This is a genomic window from Mesorhizobium sp. M0761, assembly GCF_040320205.1.
In the GTDB taxonomy this organism is placed as follows: domain Bacteria; phylum Pseudomonadota; class Alphaproteobacteria; order Rhizobiales; family Rhizobiaceae; genus Mesorhizobium.
The window spans coordinates 365,021-384,710 of the sequence record NZ_JAMYPF010000006.1 but is presented as its reverse complement, the minus strand read 5'-3'; the positions used below and the strand labels follow the sequence as shown (position 1 = coordinate 384,710).

The 19,690-nt window shown below is 62.9% G+C and carries 17 protein-coding genes; 7 read left to right on the top strand and 10 right to left on the bottom strand.

All coding sequences use genetic code 11. The features are described from left to right. The 6 genes from NKI32_RS13495 to NKI32_RS13470 form a co-directional block, all read right to left on the bottom strand. A partial coding sequence (locus NKI32_RS13495; RefSeq protein ID WP_353002812.1) for a pilus assembly protein TadG-related protein occupies nt 1-184 on the bottom strand: 184 nt, incomplete at its 3' end. Between the two features lie 381 nt (nt 185-565). After that, a complete protein-coding gene (locus NKI32_RS13490) occupies nt 566-1,552 on the bottom strand; it encodes a methyltransferase (RefSeq protein WP_353002811.1) in 987 nt (328 codons plus the stop codon). A gap of 237 nt (nt 1,553-1,789) precedes the next feature. After that, nucleotides 1,790-3,181 carry a chromate efflux transporter gene (gene chrA / locus NKI32_RS13485; protein WP_353002810.1) on the bottom strand — a complete coding sequence of 464 codons (1,392 nt, stop codon included), beginning with the start codon at nt 3,179-3,181 and terminating at the stop codon, nt 1,790-1,792. After that, the gene (locus tag NKI32_RS13480) at nt 3,178-3,996 is read right to left on the bottom strand and encodes a chromate resistance protein ChrB domain-containing protein (RefSeq protein ID WP_023683941.1); all 819 of its coding nucleotides are present in this window, start codon (nt 3,994-3,996) and stop codon (nt 3,178-3,180) included. Before NKI32_RS13480 ends, chrA begins: the two co-directional genes overlap by 4 nt. Nucleotides 3,997-4,136: 140 nt before the next feature. Continuing rightward, entirely contained in the window at nt 4,137-4,925 is a 789-nt protein-coding gene (locus NKI32_RS13475) for a 3-hydroxybutyrate dehydrogenase (RefSeq protein WP_023683942.1), read from the bottom strand. 332 nt (nt 4,926-5,257) lie between these two features. Continuing rightward, complete coding sequence (locus NKI32_RS13470; RefSeq protein ID WP_023683943.1) at nt 5,258-5,794, bottom strand: TetR/AcrR family transcriptional regulator; 537 nt, start codon at nt 5,792-5,794, stop codon at nt 5,258-5,260. 149 nt (nt 5,795-5,943) lie between these two features. On the opposite strand from NKI32_RS13470, the gene NKI32_RS13465 reads away from it, so the two are divergent. Beyond that, the gene (locus tag NKI32_RS13465) at nt 5,944-7,248 is read left to right on the top strand and encodes an efflux RND transporter periplasmic adaptor subunit (RefSeq protein WP_023683944.1); all 1,305 of its coding nucleotides are present in this window, start codon (nt 5,944-5,946) and stop codon (nt 7,246-7,248) included. Next, on the top strand, nt 7,245-10,328 hold the full coding sequence (locus tag NKI32_RS13460; RefSeq protein WP_023696405.1) for an efflux RND transporter permease subunit: 3,084 nt from the start codon (nt 7,245-7,247) through the stop codon (nt 10,326-10,328). Before NKI32_RS13465 ends, NKI32_RS13460 begins: the two co-directional genes overlap by 4 nt. Nucleotides 10,329-10,492: 164 nt before the next feature. On the opposite strand, the gene NKI32_RS13455 is transcribed toward NKI32_RS13460, so the two are convergent. Next, nucleotides 10,493-10,954, bottom strand: a complete 462-nt coding sequence (locus tag NKI32_RS13455) for a L,D-transpeptidase (protein ID WP_023727275.1) — start codon at nt 10,952-10,954, stop codon at nt 10,493-10,495. Nucleotides 10,955-11,284: 330 nt separating this feature from the next. Here NKI32_RS13455 and NKI32_RS13450 point away from each other — a divergent pair, with 330 nt between their 5' ends. After that, nucleotides 11,285-11,617, top strand: coding sequence for a hypothetical protein (locus NKI32_RS13450; protein WP_023670061.1), 333 nt, complete (start codon nt 11,285-11,287; stop codon nt 11,615-11,617). Nucleotides 11,618-11,649: 32 nt separating this feature from the next. Next, nucleotides 11,650-11,820 carry a hypothetical protein gene (locus NKI32_RS13445; RefSeq protein WP_023670062.1) on the top strand — a complete coding sequence of 57 codons (171 nt, stop codon included), beginning with the start codon at nt 11,650-11,652 and terminating at the stop codon, nt 11,818-11,820. Between the two features lie 71 nt (nt 11,821-11,891). Here the strand turns inward: NKI32_RS13445 and NKI32_RS13440 are convergent, their stop codons facing one another. Continuing rightward, complete coding sequence (locus tag NKI32_RS13440) at nt 11,892-12,596, bottom strand: response regulator transcription factor (protein ID WP_023670063.1); 705 nt, start codon at nt 12,594-12,596, stop codon at nt 11,892-11,894. Between the two features lie 94 nt (nt 12,597-12,690). On the opposite strand from NKI32_RS13440, the gene NKI32_RS13435 reads away from it, so the two are divergent. Beyond that, the gene (locus tag NKI32_RS13435; protein WP_023690130.1) at nt 12,691-13,419 is read left to right on the top strand and encodes a response regulator; all 729 of its coding nucleotides are present in this window, start codon (nt 12,691-12,693) and stop codon (nt 13,417-13,419) included. A 223-nt stretch (nt 13,420-13,642) separates the two neighbouring features. Then, nucleotides 13,643-15,733: a hybrid sensor histidine kinase/response regulator gene (locus NKI32_RS13430; RefSeq protein WP_023670065.1), complete on the top strand. Its 2,091-nt coding sequence runs from the start codon at nt 13,643-13,645 to the stop codon at nt 15,731-15,733. A gap of 235 nt (nt 15,734-15,968) precedes the next feature. On the opposite strand, the gene NKI32_RS13425 is transcribed toward NKI32_RS13430, so the two are convergent. Further along, nucleotides 15,969-16,349 carry a hypothetical protein gene (locus NKI32_RS13425; RefSeq protein ID WP_023670066.1) on the bottom strand — a complete coding sequence of 127 codons (381 nt, stop codon included), beginning with the start codon at nt 16,347-16,349 and terminating at the stop codon, nt 15,969-15,971. A 503-nt stretch (nt 16,350-16,852) separates the two neighbouring features. Here NKI32_RS13425 and NKI32_RS13420 point away from each other — a divergent pair. Continuing rightward, nucleotides 16,853-18,055, top strand: coding sequence for an aromatic ring-hydroxylating oxygenase subunit alpha (locus NKI32_RS13420; RefSeq protein WP_023670067.1), 1,203 nt, complete (start codon nt 16,853-16,855; stop codon nt 18,053-18,055). 15 nt (nt 18,056-18,070) lie between these two features. Here the strand turns inward: NKI32_RS13420 and NKI32_RS13415 are convergent, their stop codons facing one another. Further along, the gene (locus NKI32_RS13415; RefSeq protein WP_353002809.1) at nt 18,071-19,483 is read right to left on the bottom strand and encodes an aminotransferase; all 1,413 of its coding nucleotides are present in this window, start codon (nt 19,481-19,483) and stop codon (nt 18,071-18,073) included. Nucleotides 19,484-19,690 lie beyond the last annotated feature (207 nt).

Here is a 19,690-nt window from a genome sequence, read left to right as displayed (position 1 = left end):
AACCCGCGACTTTCTCGAGCGCACCGGCATAGGCCGCGGCATCGGCAACGGCCTGCAGCTTGAGGCTGCTGTAGTACCAGAAGGATGTCTCCACACCGAGGCCGGCGCCGCCAACCACGACCGGCAAGGTGAAGGCAACGATGACGGCAACGTTACCGTTCGTGGCGCGCCTTAGGCGGCTCAAAGCAAACCAAATCCGGGTGAACGCGTTGGATGCCATATGTATTAGAAACCACGAATAGATAAACGAATGTCTAAAAACTCCATTCCGATTCGACGTAGTCGAACGGGCTAGTCTAGGCGCAAGTTGCAGCGACCGCGCAACATCCTGTCGGAGGTTCCGCCCCAATCGACGAATGCGAAATATGCCGCTATCCCGAACTTTGTTGTCGACCAAGTGACATTTAAATGCCCCCTCTGCGAAGAAGCTATCGAGAAGACAGGGGACACCGCGCTGCCCGGTAAGGGGAAAGATCGGCTCACGCCGCCTCAGGAACTTTGTGCAATCCGTCCGGGGCTGGCTCTGAGGGCCACACACGCCCGAAACCAACCACTCCAGCCACGATCAGTCCGTGAGGCGCCCACGAAACAACGTGGTGCCGTCGGTCAGCTGCGACCTGGAGATATCCCGGAACCCAGCCCCGGCCATCCACCCGCGATACTGACCTTCCGTGTACGATTCGCCTGCGCGGTAAAGGTTCAGGAAGGTGAGATTGAGAAAGACACCCTCAGGCGGGCCGAGACGGTCGTCATCGACGACACCCCACCCCGCAATTGCGATCTCGCCTCCTTGGGTGAGGCAACGCGCCGCGTTCAGGATCGAACTGCGCGCCTGGTCCGGCGGCAGGACCTGGACGACAGCCTTCAGGATTGCCAAGTCATGCCGGCCGGTCGATGGAGCGAACGTTATGTCGCCTTCTTCGACAACCACATCGCCGGCACCGTATTCCGACAGGATCGCTGGTGCGACCGCTGCGACCGTCGGGAGTTCCATCAAAGTCGCCGCAATATGCGGCCATCGCTCGCGAAGTCCGACCAGAATGGTCCCGGCGCCGCCGCCGATGTCGATCACCGAACGGACCGCCGAGAGGTCCAGCTCACGGGCCAGATTCCGGCCGAAAATCACCCCTCCCGGTGCGAGCATGCGGCTGAAGGCCGCTGCGGATTCTGGCCCCGCTTCAGAAAAGTCATGCAGCGCGGCCGGCCGGTTCTGCCGCAGCGACTCTGCGGTCAAAAGGTCGGCTCCCCAGAGTTCGCGCAGCAGCACATGATCGCCGCCGCGATAGGTCGGCTTGGACGCGTCGAGAAACTTCGACGCTTCGGCTCCGTTGCGAAACTGACCATCCTTGACGTCGAGGAGACCGATGCTGGCGAGCGCGTAGAGGAGCCGCGACAGACGAGCGGGCTCGACTTTGAGCGCTGCCCCAAGGCTGTCGGCAGTCGCAGCATCGCCGCCGAGCCGGGTGAAGATGCCAAGGTCCAGCCCGGCACGAAGCGCCAAGGCGGGGGGCACCCCTGCGATCAGCTTGTCGATCCGATCGGAATCCACCATGTCATATCCCGTTGTGCGATCCAGGATCGACTTTGAACAGATCGGCCAACCTCGTCAAATCAGTTCGCCAGCGCGCCGCTCTCCGCGTCGAGCAGGTTCAGCTTGGCGGTATCGGGTTCGACGTAAAGCGTATCTCCGGGGCCAGCGCTGATCCTACCAGCGCCCGCGACCGTTGTGCGCCGGCCCGGCATACCTCAAAAATCCGGCTGTGATAATGGCTGGTCGCGCCTTCGGACGCTACGCAGGCAAGGCCAGCAGCGCCAGTCCGGCCAGCGCCGAGCCGGCCAATGTCGGCAGCATGCCGATCCTCAGTTTCAGCATGGCGACCGTAGCGGCTGCCGCCAGCAGCGCGGCACGCCAATCCAGCGACGACAGCACCGGCACCTCCATGCCCAGGCCAACGCGGTGCACCGCGCCGAAGACGACATGCAGTGCGAACCACAGCGCAAGGTTCATCACCACGCCGACGACAGCCGCCGTGATCGCACTCAGCGCCGCCGACAGTGCCTTGTTGCCGCGCAGCGCTTCGATGTAGGGGGCACCGAGAAAGATCCAGAAGAAGCACGGCACGAACGTCACCCAGAGCGTCAGCAATGCGCCGAGCGATCCGGCGACAAGCGGTCCCATCGCACCGGCGTGCCGGTAGGCGGCGACGAAGCCGACGAATTGCAGCACCAGGATCAATGGTCCCGGCGTCGTCTCGGCCAGGCCAAGCCCATCGACCATTTCACCCGGCGCCAGCCAGCCGAACGACGTCACCGCTGCCTGCGCGACATAGGAGAGTGCGGCGTAGGCGCCGCCGAATGTGACCACCGCCATCAGGCTGAAGAAGCCGCCAAGCTGTGCCCAAACACTGGCAGGGCCGGTCAGCGCCAGGATCAGTACGACCGGCCCGAGCCAGATCGGCACCCAGATCGCGATGGTGCGCGGCGCGTGCCATTTCGTCGGCTTGGTGTGAGCGAGTTCGCCGCGTTCGAACATGACGTCGACGGCGCCCCTGACATCGGGCAAATTGTCCTTGCCACGTGCGGCTCCGGAAAAACGCGCCGGTGCCAGGCGGTTGCCGATCCAGCCGGTCAGCCCTGCAACCAGGATGATCAGCGGAAACGGCAGCCTGATGACATAAATGGCAAGGAACGCGGCCACCGCGATCGCCATCATCACCCGGTTCTTGAGCGCCCGTTTCCCGATGCGGAGGACCGCCTCCACGACGACGGCCAGCACCGCCGCCTTGATGCCGAAAAACAGCGCCTCGATGACGGGCGCATCATTGTAAAGCACGTAGAAGATGCTGAGGCCCAGCATGACAAACGCACCGGGCAGCACGAACAGGATGCCGGCAACGAGGCCGCCGGCGGTCCGGTGCAGCAGCCAGCCGATATAGATGGCGAGCTGCTGTGCCTCGGGGCCTGGCAGAAGCATGCAGTAGTTGAGCGCATGCAGGAACCGCTGCTCGCCGATCCAGCGGCGATCCTCGACCAATTCCTTGTGCATCAGCGCGATCTGTCCGGCCGGCCCGCCGAAGGAGAGCAGGCCGATCCTTGCCCACAGTTTCGCGGCTTGGCGGAAGGTCGGGACGACCGGAGCCTCGGTAGCCTGTGCATCGTCGTCCGCGGCGAGGGCGCTCATGGCGCTTTGCCCGCGCTGGGCCAATTGTGGGTTTCGTCAGTGGCATCGCGGCACCATCTGAAGAACGCATCGTAGAGCAGCATGCCGGCATCAAGCTGTTCGAGATCGTCGCGGAACATGCGCGACAGCCCGAGCGATGCAGCGAGGAACCCGGCCGCCTGCGGTACGAGATCGAGGCGCGCCGTATCGGCTGCACGCACGATCAGCGCAAGGCGATCGAGCGCTTCGGACCGCAACCCGAACTCTTCGATCATCGTGTCGAAGGTGCAGCGCTCGCCGCGATGGCTCCAGAACACGTCGTCGATGTCGAAGGCAACCGCCCCAAACCGATCGGCGGCCGCCAGCACTTCAGACGGCTCGACAAACAGGAACACCGCCGAGGGATCGACGAAGCGGCGGATCAGCCAGGGACAGGCGATGCGGTCGACCTTGGGGCGGGCACGCGTCACCCAGACCGTGCGGCCCTTGTCGTCGCGGGGCGGTATCTTGTCGGCCTTGACCAGAAGTCCCTTGGCCGCCTGCCACGCCTCGAAGCCGCCTTCAAGGGATTCGGCAGCAATGCCCTCATGGCGCAGCCATGCGGCAACGCCTTGCGAGAGCTTCAGCCCCTTCTGGCAGATGACGACAGCATGAGCCCCCGTGAACTCGGCCGCCCAGCTCGAAACAGACTTGAAGTCGCGCCGGCACGAGGCCGGAAGCAGCCGCGGATCGACGTCGTAGTCTTCGTCGATGCGGACATCGACAAGAACAGGCGCGTCGGACAGACCGACAAGGCGGGAAAGCTGCGCTACGGTGATTGCGGTTGTTGACGGCATGGCGTCCACCTCCAGAGTGAGAGTTTGGACGCGATCATTGGGCTGACGCCTCACGGGGTCGTCGCGAAGGAACCCCTTGCCACAATGCTGGATTGATCTTTCGTCTTTGTCAAGGAAAGAGCGGCGCCGGGGGAGCGCGCCTACTGCGCCGTCCAGCCGCCATCCATCGGCAAAGTCGTGCCGGTAATCTGCCTGGCCGAGTCCGAGCACAGAAACAGCGTCAGCGCGGCGAGCTCCTCGACGGTGACGAATTGCTTCGTCGGCTGTGCCGCCAGGAGCACGTCGCGCTTGACCTGTTCCTCGGTCATGCCGCGCGCCTTCATCGTGTCGGGGATCTGCTTTTCGACCAGTGACGTCCAGACATAGCCGGGCGCGATGGCGTTTACGGTGATGCCGTCCTGCGCGACTTCCAGCGCTACCGTCTTGGTCAGACCCGCTATGCCGTGCTTGGCCGAGACGTAAGCCGACTTGAACGGCGAGGCGACCAGTGCATGCGCCGACGCGGTGTTGATGATGCGGCCCCATTTGCGCGCCTTCATGCCGGGCACCACGGCCTTGATCGCGTAAAAGGCGGCAAGCAGATTGATGCGGATGATGGCTTCCCACTTGTCGTCGGGAAACTCCTCGATTGGCGCGACATGCTGTATCCCGGCATTGTTGACCAGAATGTCGAGGCTGCCCAAGGCCTGCTCGGCTTCGCGCACCATGGCGGTCACCGCTGCGCCGTCCATCATGTTGGCGCCGGAGTAGCGGCACTGGACGCCAAAATCCTTCTCGATGCCGGCGCGCTCCTGTTCGATCGCCGCGGCTTCGCCAAGGCCGTTGATCGTGACGTTGGCGCCCTCGGCGGCAAGGGCGCGGGCAATGGCCAGGCCAATGCCGCTGGTCGATCCGGTGACGAGCGCATTCTTCGAAGAAAGGGAACCCATGGAGATCTCGCGACTGTTAGGAGGACTACAAAGGCACATAGTTTGTGCGCCGCAACATGACAATGCCATAACCATATGTCGGCGCCATCACAGCCCTAAAACGCGCTTTGCCGGCCTCGCCGAGCGCCGTCTCAAGGCTGACACGGCAGTGTTATGGTGCGGCGCAACATAGTCGGCCGCGCATTCGCGCAGTCATTCCTGAACCATCGATCCAACGAATCAGGGGGCTGTAGCTTGAAATCGCCGATGTCGTGATGCGTGCCTATGCCATGCCGCTCACCAACCGTCCTTTCCGCCCGGCCCGTATCGCTTCTTCGATCCGACGCCCTGAGCTATCCTGCAATCTCCAGCAGGGCCGATACCAGCAAGTGGCGTTCGTCGGCGGACAGCACGTCGGAATCGAAGAGGTTCATGCTGCGCAGCCCTTCGATGGCCAGAAAGCAGACCAGCAGCGTCTTGAGGTCCGGCGTCTCGCTCTTCAGCCGCTGCAGCAGCTGCGACTTGAAGGCTTTTATCGGCGTCAGGAAATCCGGATCCTCGGCGATCGCCGAGAATATCCACGAAGCCGTCGGCTTCGGCTCCTCGCAATCATCCGCCGAGAGCCGGATATAGGTGGCGAGCAGGCTCTCGCCGCTGGCGCCGGCGACACGGCCCGATTCCAGCGCCAGCTCGAACGCGCGCAGGTAATTCTCCACCAGGCCCTGCATCAGTTTGGCCTTGGTCGGAAAGTTATATAACAGGCCGCCTTTCGACACGCCGGCGCGGCTGGCGACGGCGTCAAGCGACAGGCTGCCGGGACCGGCCTCGCGTGCGACATCGGCGGCGGCGGCGAGTATCTTGTCGCGCGAATTTGCCCTTTGGGTCTTCATCGATCCCTTCCCCCGCACCAGCCTAGGCGGAATTGACAAGACCGTCCAGACGGTACAGTAAGTCCGCCGTCATTTGTAATCGGGACCTGGCGTCGATAAGTGTCCCGCTATTCGGCTATTTTGCCGGACATCGGCCGAGGGGACAGTTCGTGAAGCGCTTCATCTCTATCACCGCAATTCTGCTTCTGCTCGCTCTGGTGTGCGTCGGCGTTGTCGGCTTCAACCTGTTCCGCGACAACGCTATCAAACAGTATTTCGCCACCATGAAGCCGCCGGCGACGACCGTATCGACGGTTGTCGTCAAGCCTTCCGACTGGACGCCGGGGGTCGAGGCGATCGGCACGGTACGCGCCGTGCGCGGTGTCGACCTTACCGTCGAGACCAGCGGCATCGTCAAGGACATCCTTTTCCATGCCAACCAGAAGGTGCCGGTCGATTCGGTCCTGCTGCAGCTCGACGATGCCGTCGAACGCGCGGATCTGGTCGCGGCCAAGGCGCAGTCCGTGTCCGACAAGACGGCGCTCGAACGCGCGCTGGAGCTGCAGCGGCGCGGCGTCGGAACGGATGCCACGCTCGACACCGCTCAAGCCGCTGCATCGGCCTCCGCCGCGCAGGTCAACAAGCTGCAGGCCGTGCTTGATCAGAAGCAGCTGACGGCGCCGTTCGCCGGCACCGTGGGCATCCCCAAGATCGACCTCGGCCAATATCTCTCGCCCGGCAACGCAGTGGTGACCTTGCAGGATCTGGACACCATGCGGGTCGATTTCTCGGTACCCGAACAGCAGCTGCCGCTGCTCAAGATAGGCCAGGCGGTGCGGCTCGGCCTCGGCGGCACCGGCGGCGGCGCCGACATGCCGTTTGCCGGCTCCATTCGCGGCATCGATCCCAAGATCGACGCTTCAAGCCGCCTGGTGTCCGTCCGCGGCGAGGTCGCCAACCCTGACGGCAAGCTGACGCCCGGCCAGTTCGTCCAGGTTCGCGTCGAGCTGCCGCAGGAGAAAAACATTCTGTCCTTGCCGCAGACGGCATTGACGTCGAGCCTCTATGGCGACTTCGTCTTCGTCGTCGTTCCGGCGAAGCCGGCGGAAGGCGCCCCAGCCGCGAAACCCGAGGAAAAGCCTGCTGCAGGGGCCGACGCGGCAAAGCCGGCGGCAGATGCAAAGCCGGCAGACGCGAAACCGGCTGCCGAAGACGCCGCGGCGAAGCCCGCGGACAAGCCGGCTGTCGACCCGGCGAAGCCCGCGGCAGAACCGGAAAAGCCGGCGCTCGTGCTGTCGCAGGTGTTCGTGAAGCCCGGCCGCCGCAACGACGGCATGGTCGAGATCGTCGAGGGCATCAAGGCTGGAGACGAGGTCGTCACCGCCGGCCAAAACCGTCTCTTCAACGGCATGTCCGTCGCTGTCGACAACACCATTGACCCCAGCAAGTCGGCGAACCAGCAGGCTCAGCAATGAACTTTTCCGACATCTTCATTCGCCGGCCGGTCCTCTCCACCGTCCTCGCCTGTATGATCCTGCTCCTGGGTTTCCAGGGCATCTTCAACCTGTCGATCCGGCAGTATCCCAAGGTTGACGAGACGGCGATCACCATCACCACCGCCTATCCCGGCGCCAGCGCCGACCTGATCCAGGGCTTCATCTCCGCCCCGATCGCGCGGGCCGTCGCCTCGACCGAGAACATCGACTACGTCACCTCGTCCAGCCGGCCGTCTTCGAGCACTGTGGTCGTCCAGATGAAGCTCGGCTCCAATCCGGATGTCGCGCTGACCGAGGTCCTGTCGAAAGTGCAGGGCGTACGCGGCACCTTGCCGGATGCATCTAAGGACCCGGTCATCGTCAAGGGCACCGGCCAAGAGTTCGCGATGATGTACATCTCGATGCAGAATCCGAACATGAGCAAGGAGCAACTCACCGAATATATCGAGCGCGTCGTGCGGCCCCGCATGTCGACGGTCGAAGGTGTCGCCGACGTGCAGATCTTCGGCGCCGAGGAATATTCGATGCGGGTCTGGATCGACCCGGTCAAGCTTGCTGCGCGTGGCGTCACCGCCGCCGAAGTGCTGGCGGCGATCAACAACTCCAACTTCCTGTCGGCGCCCGGCAACACCGAGAACGAATATGTCGTCTCCTCGATCACGGTTCGCTCGACGCTGCAGACGCCTGAGGCCTTTGCCGAGCTTCCGCTGCGCTCGACGGACGGCCAGGTGGTGCGCTTGCGCGACGTGGCGCGAGTCGAGCTTGCCGCCGAGAGCACCGACACGAGGGTGAGCTTCAATGGCAAGCCCGGCACCTTCCTCGCCATCTTCCCGACGCCGGCCGCCAACCCGCTGACAACGGCGGAGGCGATCCACAAGATCGTGCCTTTGATTCAAGAGACGCTGCCGAAAGGCATGACCATCGAAATCGTCTACGATTCCACCGAACAGATCAGCGCCTCGATCGATGAAGTGTTCAAGACCATCGCCGAAGCCGTCGCCATCGTCGTCGTGGTCATCCTGTTGTTCCTCGGCTCATTCCGCTCGGTGATGATGCCGATCGTGACCATCCCGCTGTCGCTGGTCGGCGTCTGCTTCCTTTTGTTTGCGGTCGGCTATTCGATCAACCTTCTGTCGCTGCTGGCCATGGTGCTGGCCATCGGCCTTGTCGTCGACGACGCTATCGTGGTGGTGGAGAACATCCATCGCCACATGGAGGAGGACCACATGTCGCCGATGCAGGCGGCCTTCAACGGCATGCGCGAGATTTTCTCCGCCATCGTGGCCATGACCATCACGCTCGCCGCCGTGTTCGCGCCGCTGGCCTTCACCGGCGGCCTGACCGGTGCGCTGTTCCGCGAGTTCGCGGTGACGCTCGCCGGTTCGGTGGTGCTGTCCGGCCTCATAGCCGTCACCATCACGCCGATGATGGCGGCGCGTCTGCTCAAGGCGGGATCGCACAGTCGCTTCCAGCGCGTCGTCGACGGAACCTTCAGCCGTGTCGAGCATGTCTATGAGCGGGCGGTAACCGCCTCCTTGAGAAATCGACCGGTGACGCTGCTGATGGTCGTGGCGCTGGTTGCGCTCACCGGCTTCATGTTCACCAAGACCTCGAGCGAACTGGCGCCGGAAGAGGACCAGGGCTTCCTGTTGTCGATCGTGACGGCACCGCGCTACGCGACCTCGGACTACACCGAGACCTACGTCAACCAGATCCTCGGCTTGGTGAAGGACATTCCCGAAACCAGGGCGCAATTCTCCGCCGTTGCCTTTGGCGGCGCCACCAACGGCGCCTTTGTCGGCTTCGCCTTCAAGGATTGGGCCGAGCGCCAGCGCAACTCAAAGGAGCTTCAAGCCGATATCCAGGGACGCCTCGGCAAGGTGGCCGGCGTCGAGGCCTTCGTCTTCGCGCCGCCGACGCTGCCGGGCTCCGGCGGCGGCCTGCCGATCTCCATGGTGGTGCGCTCGACCGGTGGTTCCGCCGAGGTCTACGAGGCGGCCGAGCAGATTAAGAACAAGGCGCAGGCCTCCGGCCGCTTCATCGTCGTGCAAAACTCGATGTCCTTTGACGCTCCGCAGGTGACGGTGACCATCGACCGCGACCGCGCGGCGGCTCTCAACCTGCCGATCGCCGACATCGGCCAGACGCTGACGCTGCTGGTCGGCGGCGCCGAAGTGGCTCAGTTCGACCGCGATTCCAACAGCTACGACATCATCCCGCAGGTGCCGAAGGAATTCCGCGACAATCCCGAGAAGCTCGGCGAATATTTCGTGCGTAGCGTGACCGGCGAAATGGTGCCGCTTTCAGCGGTAGTGAAGATTTCGACCAACGCCGCGCCGGCCGCGATCGAGCAGTTCAACCAGCTGAACTCGGCGACGATATCAGCGCTGCCGCTTCCCGGCGTCACCACGGGCGACGGGCTGCAGACCCTGGAGAACCTTGCCAAGGAGAGCCTGCCCGATACCTTCTTCATCGATTATTCCGGCCAGTCCCGGCAGGAGAAGGAGCAAGGCAACACGATCCTTATCGCGTTCGCAGCCGCCGTAATCGTCATCTATCTGGTGCTGGCGGCGCAGTTCGAAAGCTTCCGCGACCCGCTGATCATCATGATGGCGGTGCCACTGTCGATCTTTGGCGCCATCGTGCCGCTCAATCTGGGGCTTGGAACGCTCAATATCTACACGCAGGTCGGCCTGATCACACTGATAGGTCTGATCACCAAGCACGGCATTCTTCTGGTCGAGTTCGCCAACCAGCAGCGCGAGTTGCATGGCATGAGGCGGCGCGATGCGATCGTCGCCTCGGCCAAGGTGCGCTTGCGGCCGATCCTGATGACGACAGCGGCGATGGCGCTCGGCGTCGTGCCGCTGATCGTGTCCAGTGGTGCTGGTGCGGCGGCGCGCTATTCGATGGGCCTCGTAATCTTCACCGGCATCCTGGTCGGAACCATGTTCACCCTGTTCGTGGTGCCGATGTTCTACACCTTCATCGCCAGCAAGGACCTGCCGCACCACGCCGAAAAGCCAGACCCGAAGCTGATGCCGGTGCACGCGGACTGAGCGCGAACGGCGTCAGCGAACAAACGAAAAGAGGCCGGAAATTTCCGGCCTCTTTTTTGACTGGATTGATTTACCGCGAAGCCCCGATGGAGCTCCAAGGCGGGAACTTGCGGTGCGGCATGACCTGTCCGGCTGGGCTGCACCATCGCTCCAAACGCAGTCTGCTACTTGACGATGACGATGCTGGTGTTGGTCGGGCCGAAGGTTTCGACCAACTGGTAGAAGTCGGCGGCATTGTCGGGATGCAGCCGCACGCAGCCATGCGACGCCGGCCGTCCCAGCCGCTTGATGGCGTTGGTCGCATGCACGGCGTAGCCGCCGCTGAAGAAGACCGAGTGCGGCATCGGCGCGTTGTCGTATTTCTTCGAATGCCACATCTCGTACATGCGGGTCGGCTTGAACGAGCCGGTCGGCGTGACATGCGCACTGTCGCCGGTCGAGACCTTCCAGGCGAAACTCGGCCGGCCATCGACCAGCACTTCCATGGTCTGCTGCGACAGCGAAACACGCGCGACGATCTGGTTTGCCGCGGCATGGGCGGTGCTGTTGGCGGCGCCAAGCAGAAGCGCGGCGCCGGCGGCTGCGGCGGTGACGTTGATGAGTTTGGCGGAAATGGCTTTGTACATGATGGCTCCTCTTTGCCGGTCCTGCCGGCGTCAATTCGGTGGCCGCCTTATCCCTGCGCCATGTTTCAGACTGACTTCGCTGAGGCTCGTTTGTGTTTCGAATCTGTTTCCTCTGGTTAACAAGCAAGGTGGACAAGGAGCGTGCTCCCGTCTTCGCTGCGCACTCCCGATCACGCACCGCCCCCCAAACGAAAGTGCTGATGTCCTTATATGAAAGAAGATTGGCATCGCTCGAAACCGACTTGCAACAAAGCGCGGCCTGGGCGGCATGATCTGGTTACAGGCTCACGGCAAAGTCATCCCAACGAGAACAGCCGGCGCCAACGAAAAATGAGCATCAAATCGACAACCCTGTCCTGGCTCTTCAGGATAAGCATCGCCGCATTTGTCGTCGGCGGCATCGGCACAGTAGCCGGCACCCCGATGACGAAACTGGCGGTGATGAATTCGGGTGAGATTTCGACGCTGCATGCCGCGCTGTTCATAGCCTTGGTCTGGATTGTCTCCAGTCTGCGCATCAACCGTCTCAGGGCCCTCTGGCGGGTCGGCCTCGGGTTGAAGTGGATGCGCGGCCCCTCCGGCAACTTGCTGCCGAGAGGACCGAAGGCCCGCGTCGCAACGGGGGGCTCCGTGGGCGACGCGGGCACTTCGGGTTTATCCTGAAGCACCCGCGGTTCTGATTTTGGGGACAACCGATGAAGACGAAATCTGCAGCCTCCGTGCTTTCGGTACTGCTCTATGCACAAGGCCTGCTCGGCTTTGCCGGTCTCGCCACGGTTCTCCTGAAGGACCGCGCGCATGCCGCCAGCGAAATCGTAGTCGCCAGCGAATTGCCGTCGGGACCATCGCTTCTGGTGGTGCGCTGACGCCTATGCATGGCGCCCAAGATTGCGCAGCTTTTTTGGGCGAGCCGAGGAACAATCCAGCCTCCCAACCCTCAGTCGGCGCGCTGCGTCGGCGGGTCGAACCGGTAGCCTGCGCCGCGTATAGTTGTGATGGTTTCGGTGTCGAGCTTGCGGCGCAGCCGCACGATGCGCGAATCGATCGAGCGGTCGAAGGCATCGGCATTTTCGGCGGGCGCCGCCGCAATGATGTCGTCGCGCGTCAGCACCTTGCGCGGGCTGGCCAGAAACAGCCTGAGCAGCGCCACCTGGCCCGGCGACAGCTGTTCTTCCGTACCCGAACGGTGCATGACGATGGCCGACCGCAAATCGACGGTGGCATTTTCCAGCACGATCAGTTCCTGGGCGGACCTGCCGCGCCGCGTCAGCAGGCCGCCGATGCGCGCGGCAAGCTCCCTGACATTGAGCGGACTTTCGACGACATCTGCGGCGCCAAGCTCGAGCGCCAGCACCTTGTCGACCAGATCGGCCGGCCGGCAGATCAGGATGAAATCCGGCCCCGCCTTCCCGTCCGCGCTCTGGCCGCCGCCATAACGCCTGAGCAGGTCCCGCCCCTCCGCCTGGCTGAGGCTGTCGCCGACGATGACGATATCGATGCCTCCGGCCGAAAGCAGGGATTCAGCTTCCCAGGGCTGCCGCGCCTCGCGCACGTCATGGCCGCGCCGGTCGAGATGATCGGCAAGATCGCCGGCCACCACATCGGCGACGGAAACCAGCGCGATGACGGATCGTGCAGCCATGTTTTTCTTCCCGTTCCCCCGCAACCGGATATGAGTGCTGGACATCATGTTTATACCCAATCTACTTTCCGCTGAAAGCGGGAGCGAGGCCATAGTGCGGGCACGGATTGTCATCGTCGAGGACGAGCCCGATCTCCGGGACGCGGTCGCCGAGTATCTCGGCGCCAACGGCTACGATGTGACCCAGGCCGGAAGCGCGGCCGAGGCGCGCGCATTGCTGGAGACGGAATCGTTTCATTTGGCCATTCTCGACATCGCCATGCCGGGCGAGGACGGACTGTCGCTCGGCCGCTGGCTGCGCTCGCAAATACCGGTCGGCATCATCTATGCCACGGCTGCCGGCACCGCACTCGACCGCATTGTCGGGCTGGAGCTTGGCGCCGACGACTACATCGTCAAGCCCTACGAGTTGCGTGAGGTGCTGGCTCGTGTGCGCAGCGTGCTGCGCCGCGTTCCGCAGCCGAGCCCGCCCCAGGCGGCGAAGACACAAGCCGATGGCGGCCGCCGCCTGACCTTCGGCCCGTTCCAGGCCGACCTCGACGGCAGGCTTGTCACCGGCGCCAACGGCGCCGTCATCGACATGGCCAAGAGCGAGTTCGATGTGCTGGAGGTTTTCCTGACCCGCGCCAACCGGCTGTTGACGCGATCGGCGATCTCCGAGGCGATTGGTTTTGTTGAGGATCCTGAATCGTCGCGCGCCGTCGACATTCGCATCATGCGGCTGCGCAAGAAGATCGAAACCGATCCGGCCAATCCGAAATTTTTGCGCACAGTGCGCGGCGAAGGCTATATCTTCTCGCTGCCGACCGGTGACGGGCACTAGAGCAATTACAGGAAAAGTGTACGCGGTTTTCCGCCCGGAATTGCGTAAAAACAAAGAGATAGAGGCTTCTCCGTTTCCGTGAAACGGTGAAACGCTCTAGCAATTCCAGGAACAGTGCGTAGCGATTTTCCGTTCGGGATTGCATTGAAACATGGAGCGTTTCACCTTTTTCGTGAAATGCTCCATAGCTGCCTAATTCGACGGCCCTTTACTGATGGCTGACATGACCGCTGAACCAGCACCACGTATGGACCCGCAAGGCGCTCGCCAGAGCGCCGCGATGGCGGCTGTGCGCGTCGTCCGCCGGTTGCGCGATGCCGGCGACTGGCAGCGCGAGATGGAAACCATCCTCGAAACGCTCTGCAGCGCCATGAATTGCCAGCGCGGCATCCTGTTCAGGCTGCGCGAATTGCCCGGCCAGGGCTTCGCCCAATCGGTCGCCGCCTACTGGATCGATCCTCGCTTCGGCGGCGAACTGGCTTCGCCGACGGTGATCATGCAGTCGATCGTCGATACCGATCCGCTGCTGGAGCGGATTGGAGAGGACGAGCGGCAAGGCAAGATCTTCGCCGGCCATACACGCGATCTCGACGGGTTCCTCAGGGCCGATTTCGAAAAGCAGCACATCAAGTCGTTCCTGTCGGTATCGGTGTTCGCGCACGGTCATCTGTGGGGCACGTTCGCGGTCAATGACTGCCTAAACGAGCGCGAATGGACCGAAGAGGAAGAGGCGACGATGCACATCATCGCGCTCGCCATCGGCGACGCCATCGAGCACTCGCCGTCCGACGCCCATGCCAGCGAAGTCATCCGCCGCACCATGCTGCAGGCGTCGCTCGACGCCATCATCGTCATCGACGAGACCGGCTCGATCATCGAATTCAATCCGGCCGCCGAAAAGATGTTCGGCTATCAGCGCAGCGACATCCTCGGCAAGGACCTGCTCGATACCGTGGTGCCGGAATATTACCGCAAGGGCTATGTCTCGGGCGCCGAATACATGTCTGGCCGCGGCGCGCCGATGGTTGGCCAACGGCTTGAGACCGTGACACAGAATGCGGCCGGCGAGGTGTTTCCCATCGAATTGACGGCGACCGAGATGCGGGTGGCTGACCGTCAGCTCATCTTCGGTTCGATCCGCGATCTGCGCGATAAGCTGCGCGCCGAAGAAGAGATCAACCGCCAGCGCGAAAAACTGCACCAGAACGAGAAGATGGCGGCGATGGGTTCACTGCTGGCCGGTGTTTCGCACGAGCTCAACAACCCGCTCGCCGTGGTCGTTGCGCAGTCGACGCTGCTGCATGAATTCGCCACCGACCCGCAGACCAAGGTTCGCGCCGAGAAAGTGCGCGCCGCTGCCGAGCGCTGCGGCCGCATCGTCAAAAGCTTCCTGTCGATGGTGCGCCTGCATCCGGCGGCGCAGGCCGAGACCGATCTCAACCAGGTGATCCGCGCCGCACTCGAAGTAACCGCCTATGGCGCACGCTCGAGCGGCATCATCATCGACACCGATTTCGCGCCCGGCCCGCTGCTGGCGATGGCCGATGCCGACCACGTCACGCAGGTGGCCGCCAATTTCCTGATCAACAGCCAACACGCTCTGGCCGGTATCGGCGGCGACCGCCTGATCAAGGTGCGGACATTCCGCAGCGATCGCGGCAACCCCGGGTTTTCGGTCGAGGACAACGGACCGGGCATTCCCGAGGCGATCCGCAGCCGCATCTTCGAATCCTATTTCACCACCAAGCCGGTCGGCGTCGGCACCGGCATCGGCCTGTCGATCTCGAAATCGATCGTCGAGCGCCACAACGGCAATATCTGGTTCGAGGAGGTGCTGCCGCGTGGCGCGCGCTTCGTCGTCCAGCTGCCGGTAATCACCGGCGGCGCGGCAGCAGCCGGCGACAGCCCGGCTCGTTCCAGCGGCTTGCGCCATGCGCTGATCATCGACGACGAACCCGACGTCGCCGGCTCCCTCTCCGACATCCTGGAACTGATGGGTATCAAGTCGCGGGTCGTGCCGGCCTGGACGTCGGCGGCGGCGACCTTGACCGGCCACATGCCGCCAGACATCGTCTTTTCCGACTTGCGCATGCCCGGCACCAGCGGCATTGCCATCTACCGCGAATTGCTCGCCGATAACCTGGCGCTGGCCAAACGCTTCGTGCTGGTCACCGGCGACCTGATCGGCGCCAAGGCCGAGATCGAAGCCTTGCCGGCGCCGCAGCGCCCGCAAATCCTGGAAAAGCCGTTCTCGACGCTGGACGTCCGCGGCGTACTCTCGGCAATAGCCGACCAGGTCGCCGCCGCCGGCTAAGTTTTCGGAAGCACCCATGTAGGGTCTATCGAGATTCGGGTCAGGCCGAGTCGAGAATGGTGGTTCCCGAGAACCGGAGCGGAGCGTACTTGAAGTACGCGAGCACCGGAAGCGCAGGGAACCTCCATGCGCAGGCCGGCCTCACCCGAATATCGATAGGCCCTAAAAAAGAGGCTCCCGACCGAGGGAAGCGGCGGGAGCCAAGAACGAGCGCGGGAGGAAGCGCTCGGGAGGTTCAGAAAACGTTGGGTGTCGTGGTCAGCGGCGCTGCGTTGGCGATCATGCGGACGGAACGCGCCTTGTGCACGCCGGACTGGGCGGCGATGACGCGCAGGCACTCCGCGCTCTCGGCGCCCCAGGCCTGACCCTGGCAGGCAAAATCGATTTCCGGCTCCGGCAGCCGGGCGGTCTTGATGGTGGTCGGCGCGCCCTGGACAACATTGGCCGGCGGGTTGAGCGAAGCAAAAGCCGGACCGGAAGCCGGTGTCAGGAACATGACGGCCAGAGCGCAGGCGCCCAGCATGGAGAACATCGCAACCGGATGGTCGCTGGCGCGCTGACGCAGTGCCAGTTTGGCGCGTCGTTCGTTGCTAGTGATCTCGACTTTCGTATGCATTGCTGCTCCCCTTCGTTTTCTTATGAAACGAACCTAAGCGCGCCTGGTAACGGGCGAATGATGCGCTTGGCTTGCCCGCGTAACAGGTTTGAAACAAGAAATTCGGGCATATCCGGACAGATCCGGTCATGTGCCGACGGCAAGATGCGTTTGCGAAGCTGTTTCATCCGGGCAATCAAATGTTGACGACAGGCGGGCCGCGAACGCACCAAGCCCGCTTCCTGTCGGCCGCACTATGAACAAGCTCACACTGCGGATCGAATTTGCGGACGCCAGGTATTTTCGTCTCGGAGCGGGCCGTGTTTGCAAGCTCGGCACGGCCAAATCCGCATGCCGGACAGCTATTTCACGCCCCCGGTTAACGCCCGGATATTCCGGGATTTTCTGGCTTTCAGCTGGTCCTGTTGTGCCGACTTGAAAAGTTGTGATTTCTACAAGCCATTGCATTTCAATGTAAAATATGGTTTTATTGAATGAGTATTCAATAAAAGAAGAGCTTTTTTATGAACCCGCATCTCCGTGACGTGGCGATCCCCAATGATTGGGACCGGCGGGGTCTGCCGGGCTGGAGTTATCACTCCGACGCGCTTCTCGAACTTGAGAAGGAATACGTCTTCCGGAACCATTGGCAGATCGCCGGCCATGTCTGCGACGTGCCGAATGCCGGCGACTATCTGACTATGGACGTGGTCGGCGAGCGGGCGCTCATCGTGCGCGGCAAGGACGGCATCGTGCGCGCCTTCAACAACATGTGCCGGCATCGCGGCAGCCGCGTCGTCGCCGACAGCCAGGGCACCTGCAAGAACGCGCTGGTCTGCCCGTTCCATGGCTGGGTCTACAATCTCGACGGCACGCTGCGCGGCGCCGCCCGGCCGCGCTCCTTCCCCGAGCTCGACAAGACCGAATTCGGCCTGATGCCGCTCAACCTCGAGATATGGATGGGCTTCATCTTTGTCCGCTTTCGCAAGGGCGGCCCGCAGCCTTCGGTGGCCGAACTGTTGAAGCCGATCGAGGCCGAGATGGCACACTACAATGTGACCGAGATGGTGCCGTCCTGGGGCATCTGGACACAGAAGACGCCGGTCAACTGGAAGTCGGTGCGCGACGTCGACAATGAAGGCTACCACGTTGCCATGGCGCATCCGGCGCTGCAGGATCTCTACGGCTCAACCTATTTCGACGAGCCGTTCATCGACGGCGTGTCGCGCTCGTTTGCCACCTACAATCCGCATGCCGGCCGGCGCTGGAGCGTGCGCGAATACATCAAGCTCACGCCCGATGCCTCACACCTGCCGGAGCATCTGCGCAGGGCCTGGATCTATTACGGCATCTTCCCCAACAACGCGCTGTCGATCATGCCGGAATCGGTGCAGTTCTATCAGGAGTTCCCGCTGTCGACCGGCGAGACGCTGCTGCGCGGCGCCATCTACCGCTACCCCGACGAGACCCGGGAACAGGCGGCCGCCCGCTATCTCGCCTACCGCATCGACCGGGACACCATGAACGAGGACGTGCAGCTTTCCGTCTGGTCAAACGAGTCCATGATCTCGGAGGCCTTCGAGGGTTTTTATCTCTCCGACCTCGAATACGGTGTGCGCACCCACCACGACCATCTGCGCAAGCAGATCCCGGTGCTGGGCCTGGAGACGGCGCCGGAGGAGAAGGACATGTGGAACCTCAATGAGGCTATGCGCTCGCAGGTGTAGGGGCGGAACTGCCAGTCACCCCTGCCACACGCCCTCTTTGCGCAGATCATCCATGGTCCGCGAAATGCCTTCGCGCAGGATCGCCACCATGTCGTCGATCTGCTCTCGCGTGATGATCAGCGGCGGCGACATCACGCACATGTTGATCAGCGGCCGGACCAGGAGGCCGAGTTCGTGGCAATGCGCGTCGATGCGCTTGCCGACATCCTTGTCGAGCTGCAGCGGATCCTTGCTTTCGCGGTCGGCTACGCACTCGACGCAGCCCATCAGGCCCATGCCGCGGACTTCGCCAACCAGCGGCAGTTCCTCCAGCGTCTTCAACTGCGCCTGGAAATAGGGCGCGACATCGCGCGTGTGGGCCAGCACGCTGTCTTCCAGGATATCGAGGTTCTTCAGCGCCACCGCGCAGCCGATGGGATGACTGGTATAGGTCAGGCCATGGCCGAACATCGCATCGGGATGGTTGGAACGGCGCATTTCCTGAAGCAGCCGCTCCGAGATGATGACGCCGCCAAGCGGGAAATAGCCTGATGTAACGCCCTTGGCGAAGGTGATCATGTCGGGGTCGATGCCGAAGCCATCGCCGGAGGCAAAGACATGGCCGAGCCGCCCGAAGCCGGTCACCACCTCATCGGAGATATAGAGGATATCGTTGTCCCTGCAGATTTCGCGAATGCGCTTGAGATAGCCATCCGGCGGCACGACGACGCCGCCGGATGCCTGCACCGGTTCGCCGACGAAAGCACCGATCTTCTCTGCGCCGACGCGGGCGACCGTATCGCGAAACTGATCGACCAGGAAATCGCAGAAGGCGGCGATGTCAATGCCTTTCGGCCGCCGGAACGGGTCTGGCGAGGACAGTTTGACGACCAGATCGTCGGCGCCGTCCATCCAGTCGCGGTCGCGCGGCCGGCCGTTGAGCGAGGCCGACAGATAGGTCGAGCCGTGATAGGCGCCGCCGCGGCTGAGGATCAGCTTCTTTTCCGGCCGCCCGCGCACATTGTTGTAGAACTGCATGAAGCGCAGTGCCGTCTCGACAGCCGACGATCCGCCGGTGGTGAAGAAGGTATGGCTGAGATCGCCCGGCGCATGATCGGCGAGGCGCTTGGCGAGCTCGGCCGACGGCGCATTCATCGTATACCAGGGCGTGTTGTAGGACAGCATCATCGCCTGGTCGTACATCACCCTGGCCAGCTCCTCGCGGCGGTGGCCGACATTGATGCACCACATGCCGGCCGGCCCGTCGATCAGTCGCTTGCCTGTTACATCGGTGATGTAGATGCCATCGCCCTCGCCAATCAGCGCACGCGCTTCATTGCCGACCGAGCCGGCATAAGGCCAGGGCTGGATGAGATGGCGCTTGGCCAGCTCGACCGCATCGTTGTCGCCGGTCATCTCCATCGCTCGTAGGTCTCTTGCAGCCGCCATCATTGCCTCGCATCGTATGAGCGTAATTTCACCGGACAGAAAGCGAAGCGCCAAGGGCAGGAAAGCCGGCTTTCTTCACTTCATTTTGAATGTCCGTTCAATCAATATTACAGAAATAGCGCTTGATTTCAATGCACGGATGCGCTCATGATGAAAGAAAGCCGGCAAGCTTGGAGCGCAACCAGCAAAGCGCGCTCCGCAAAAATT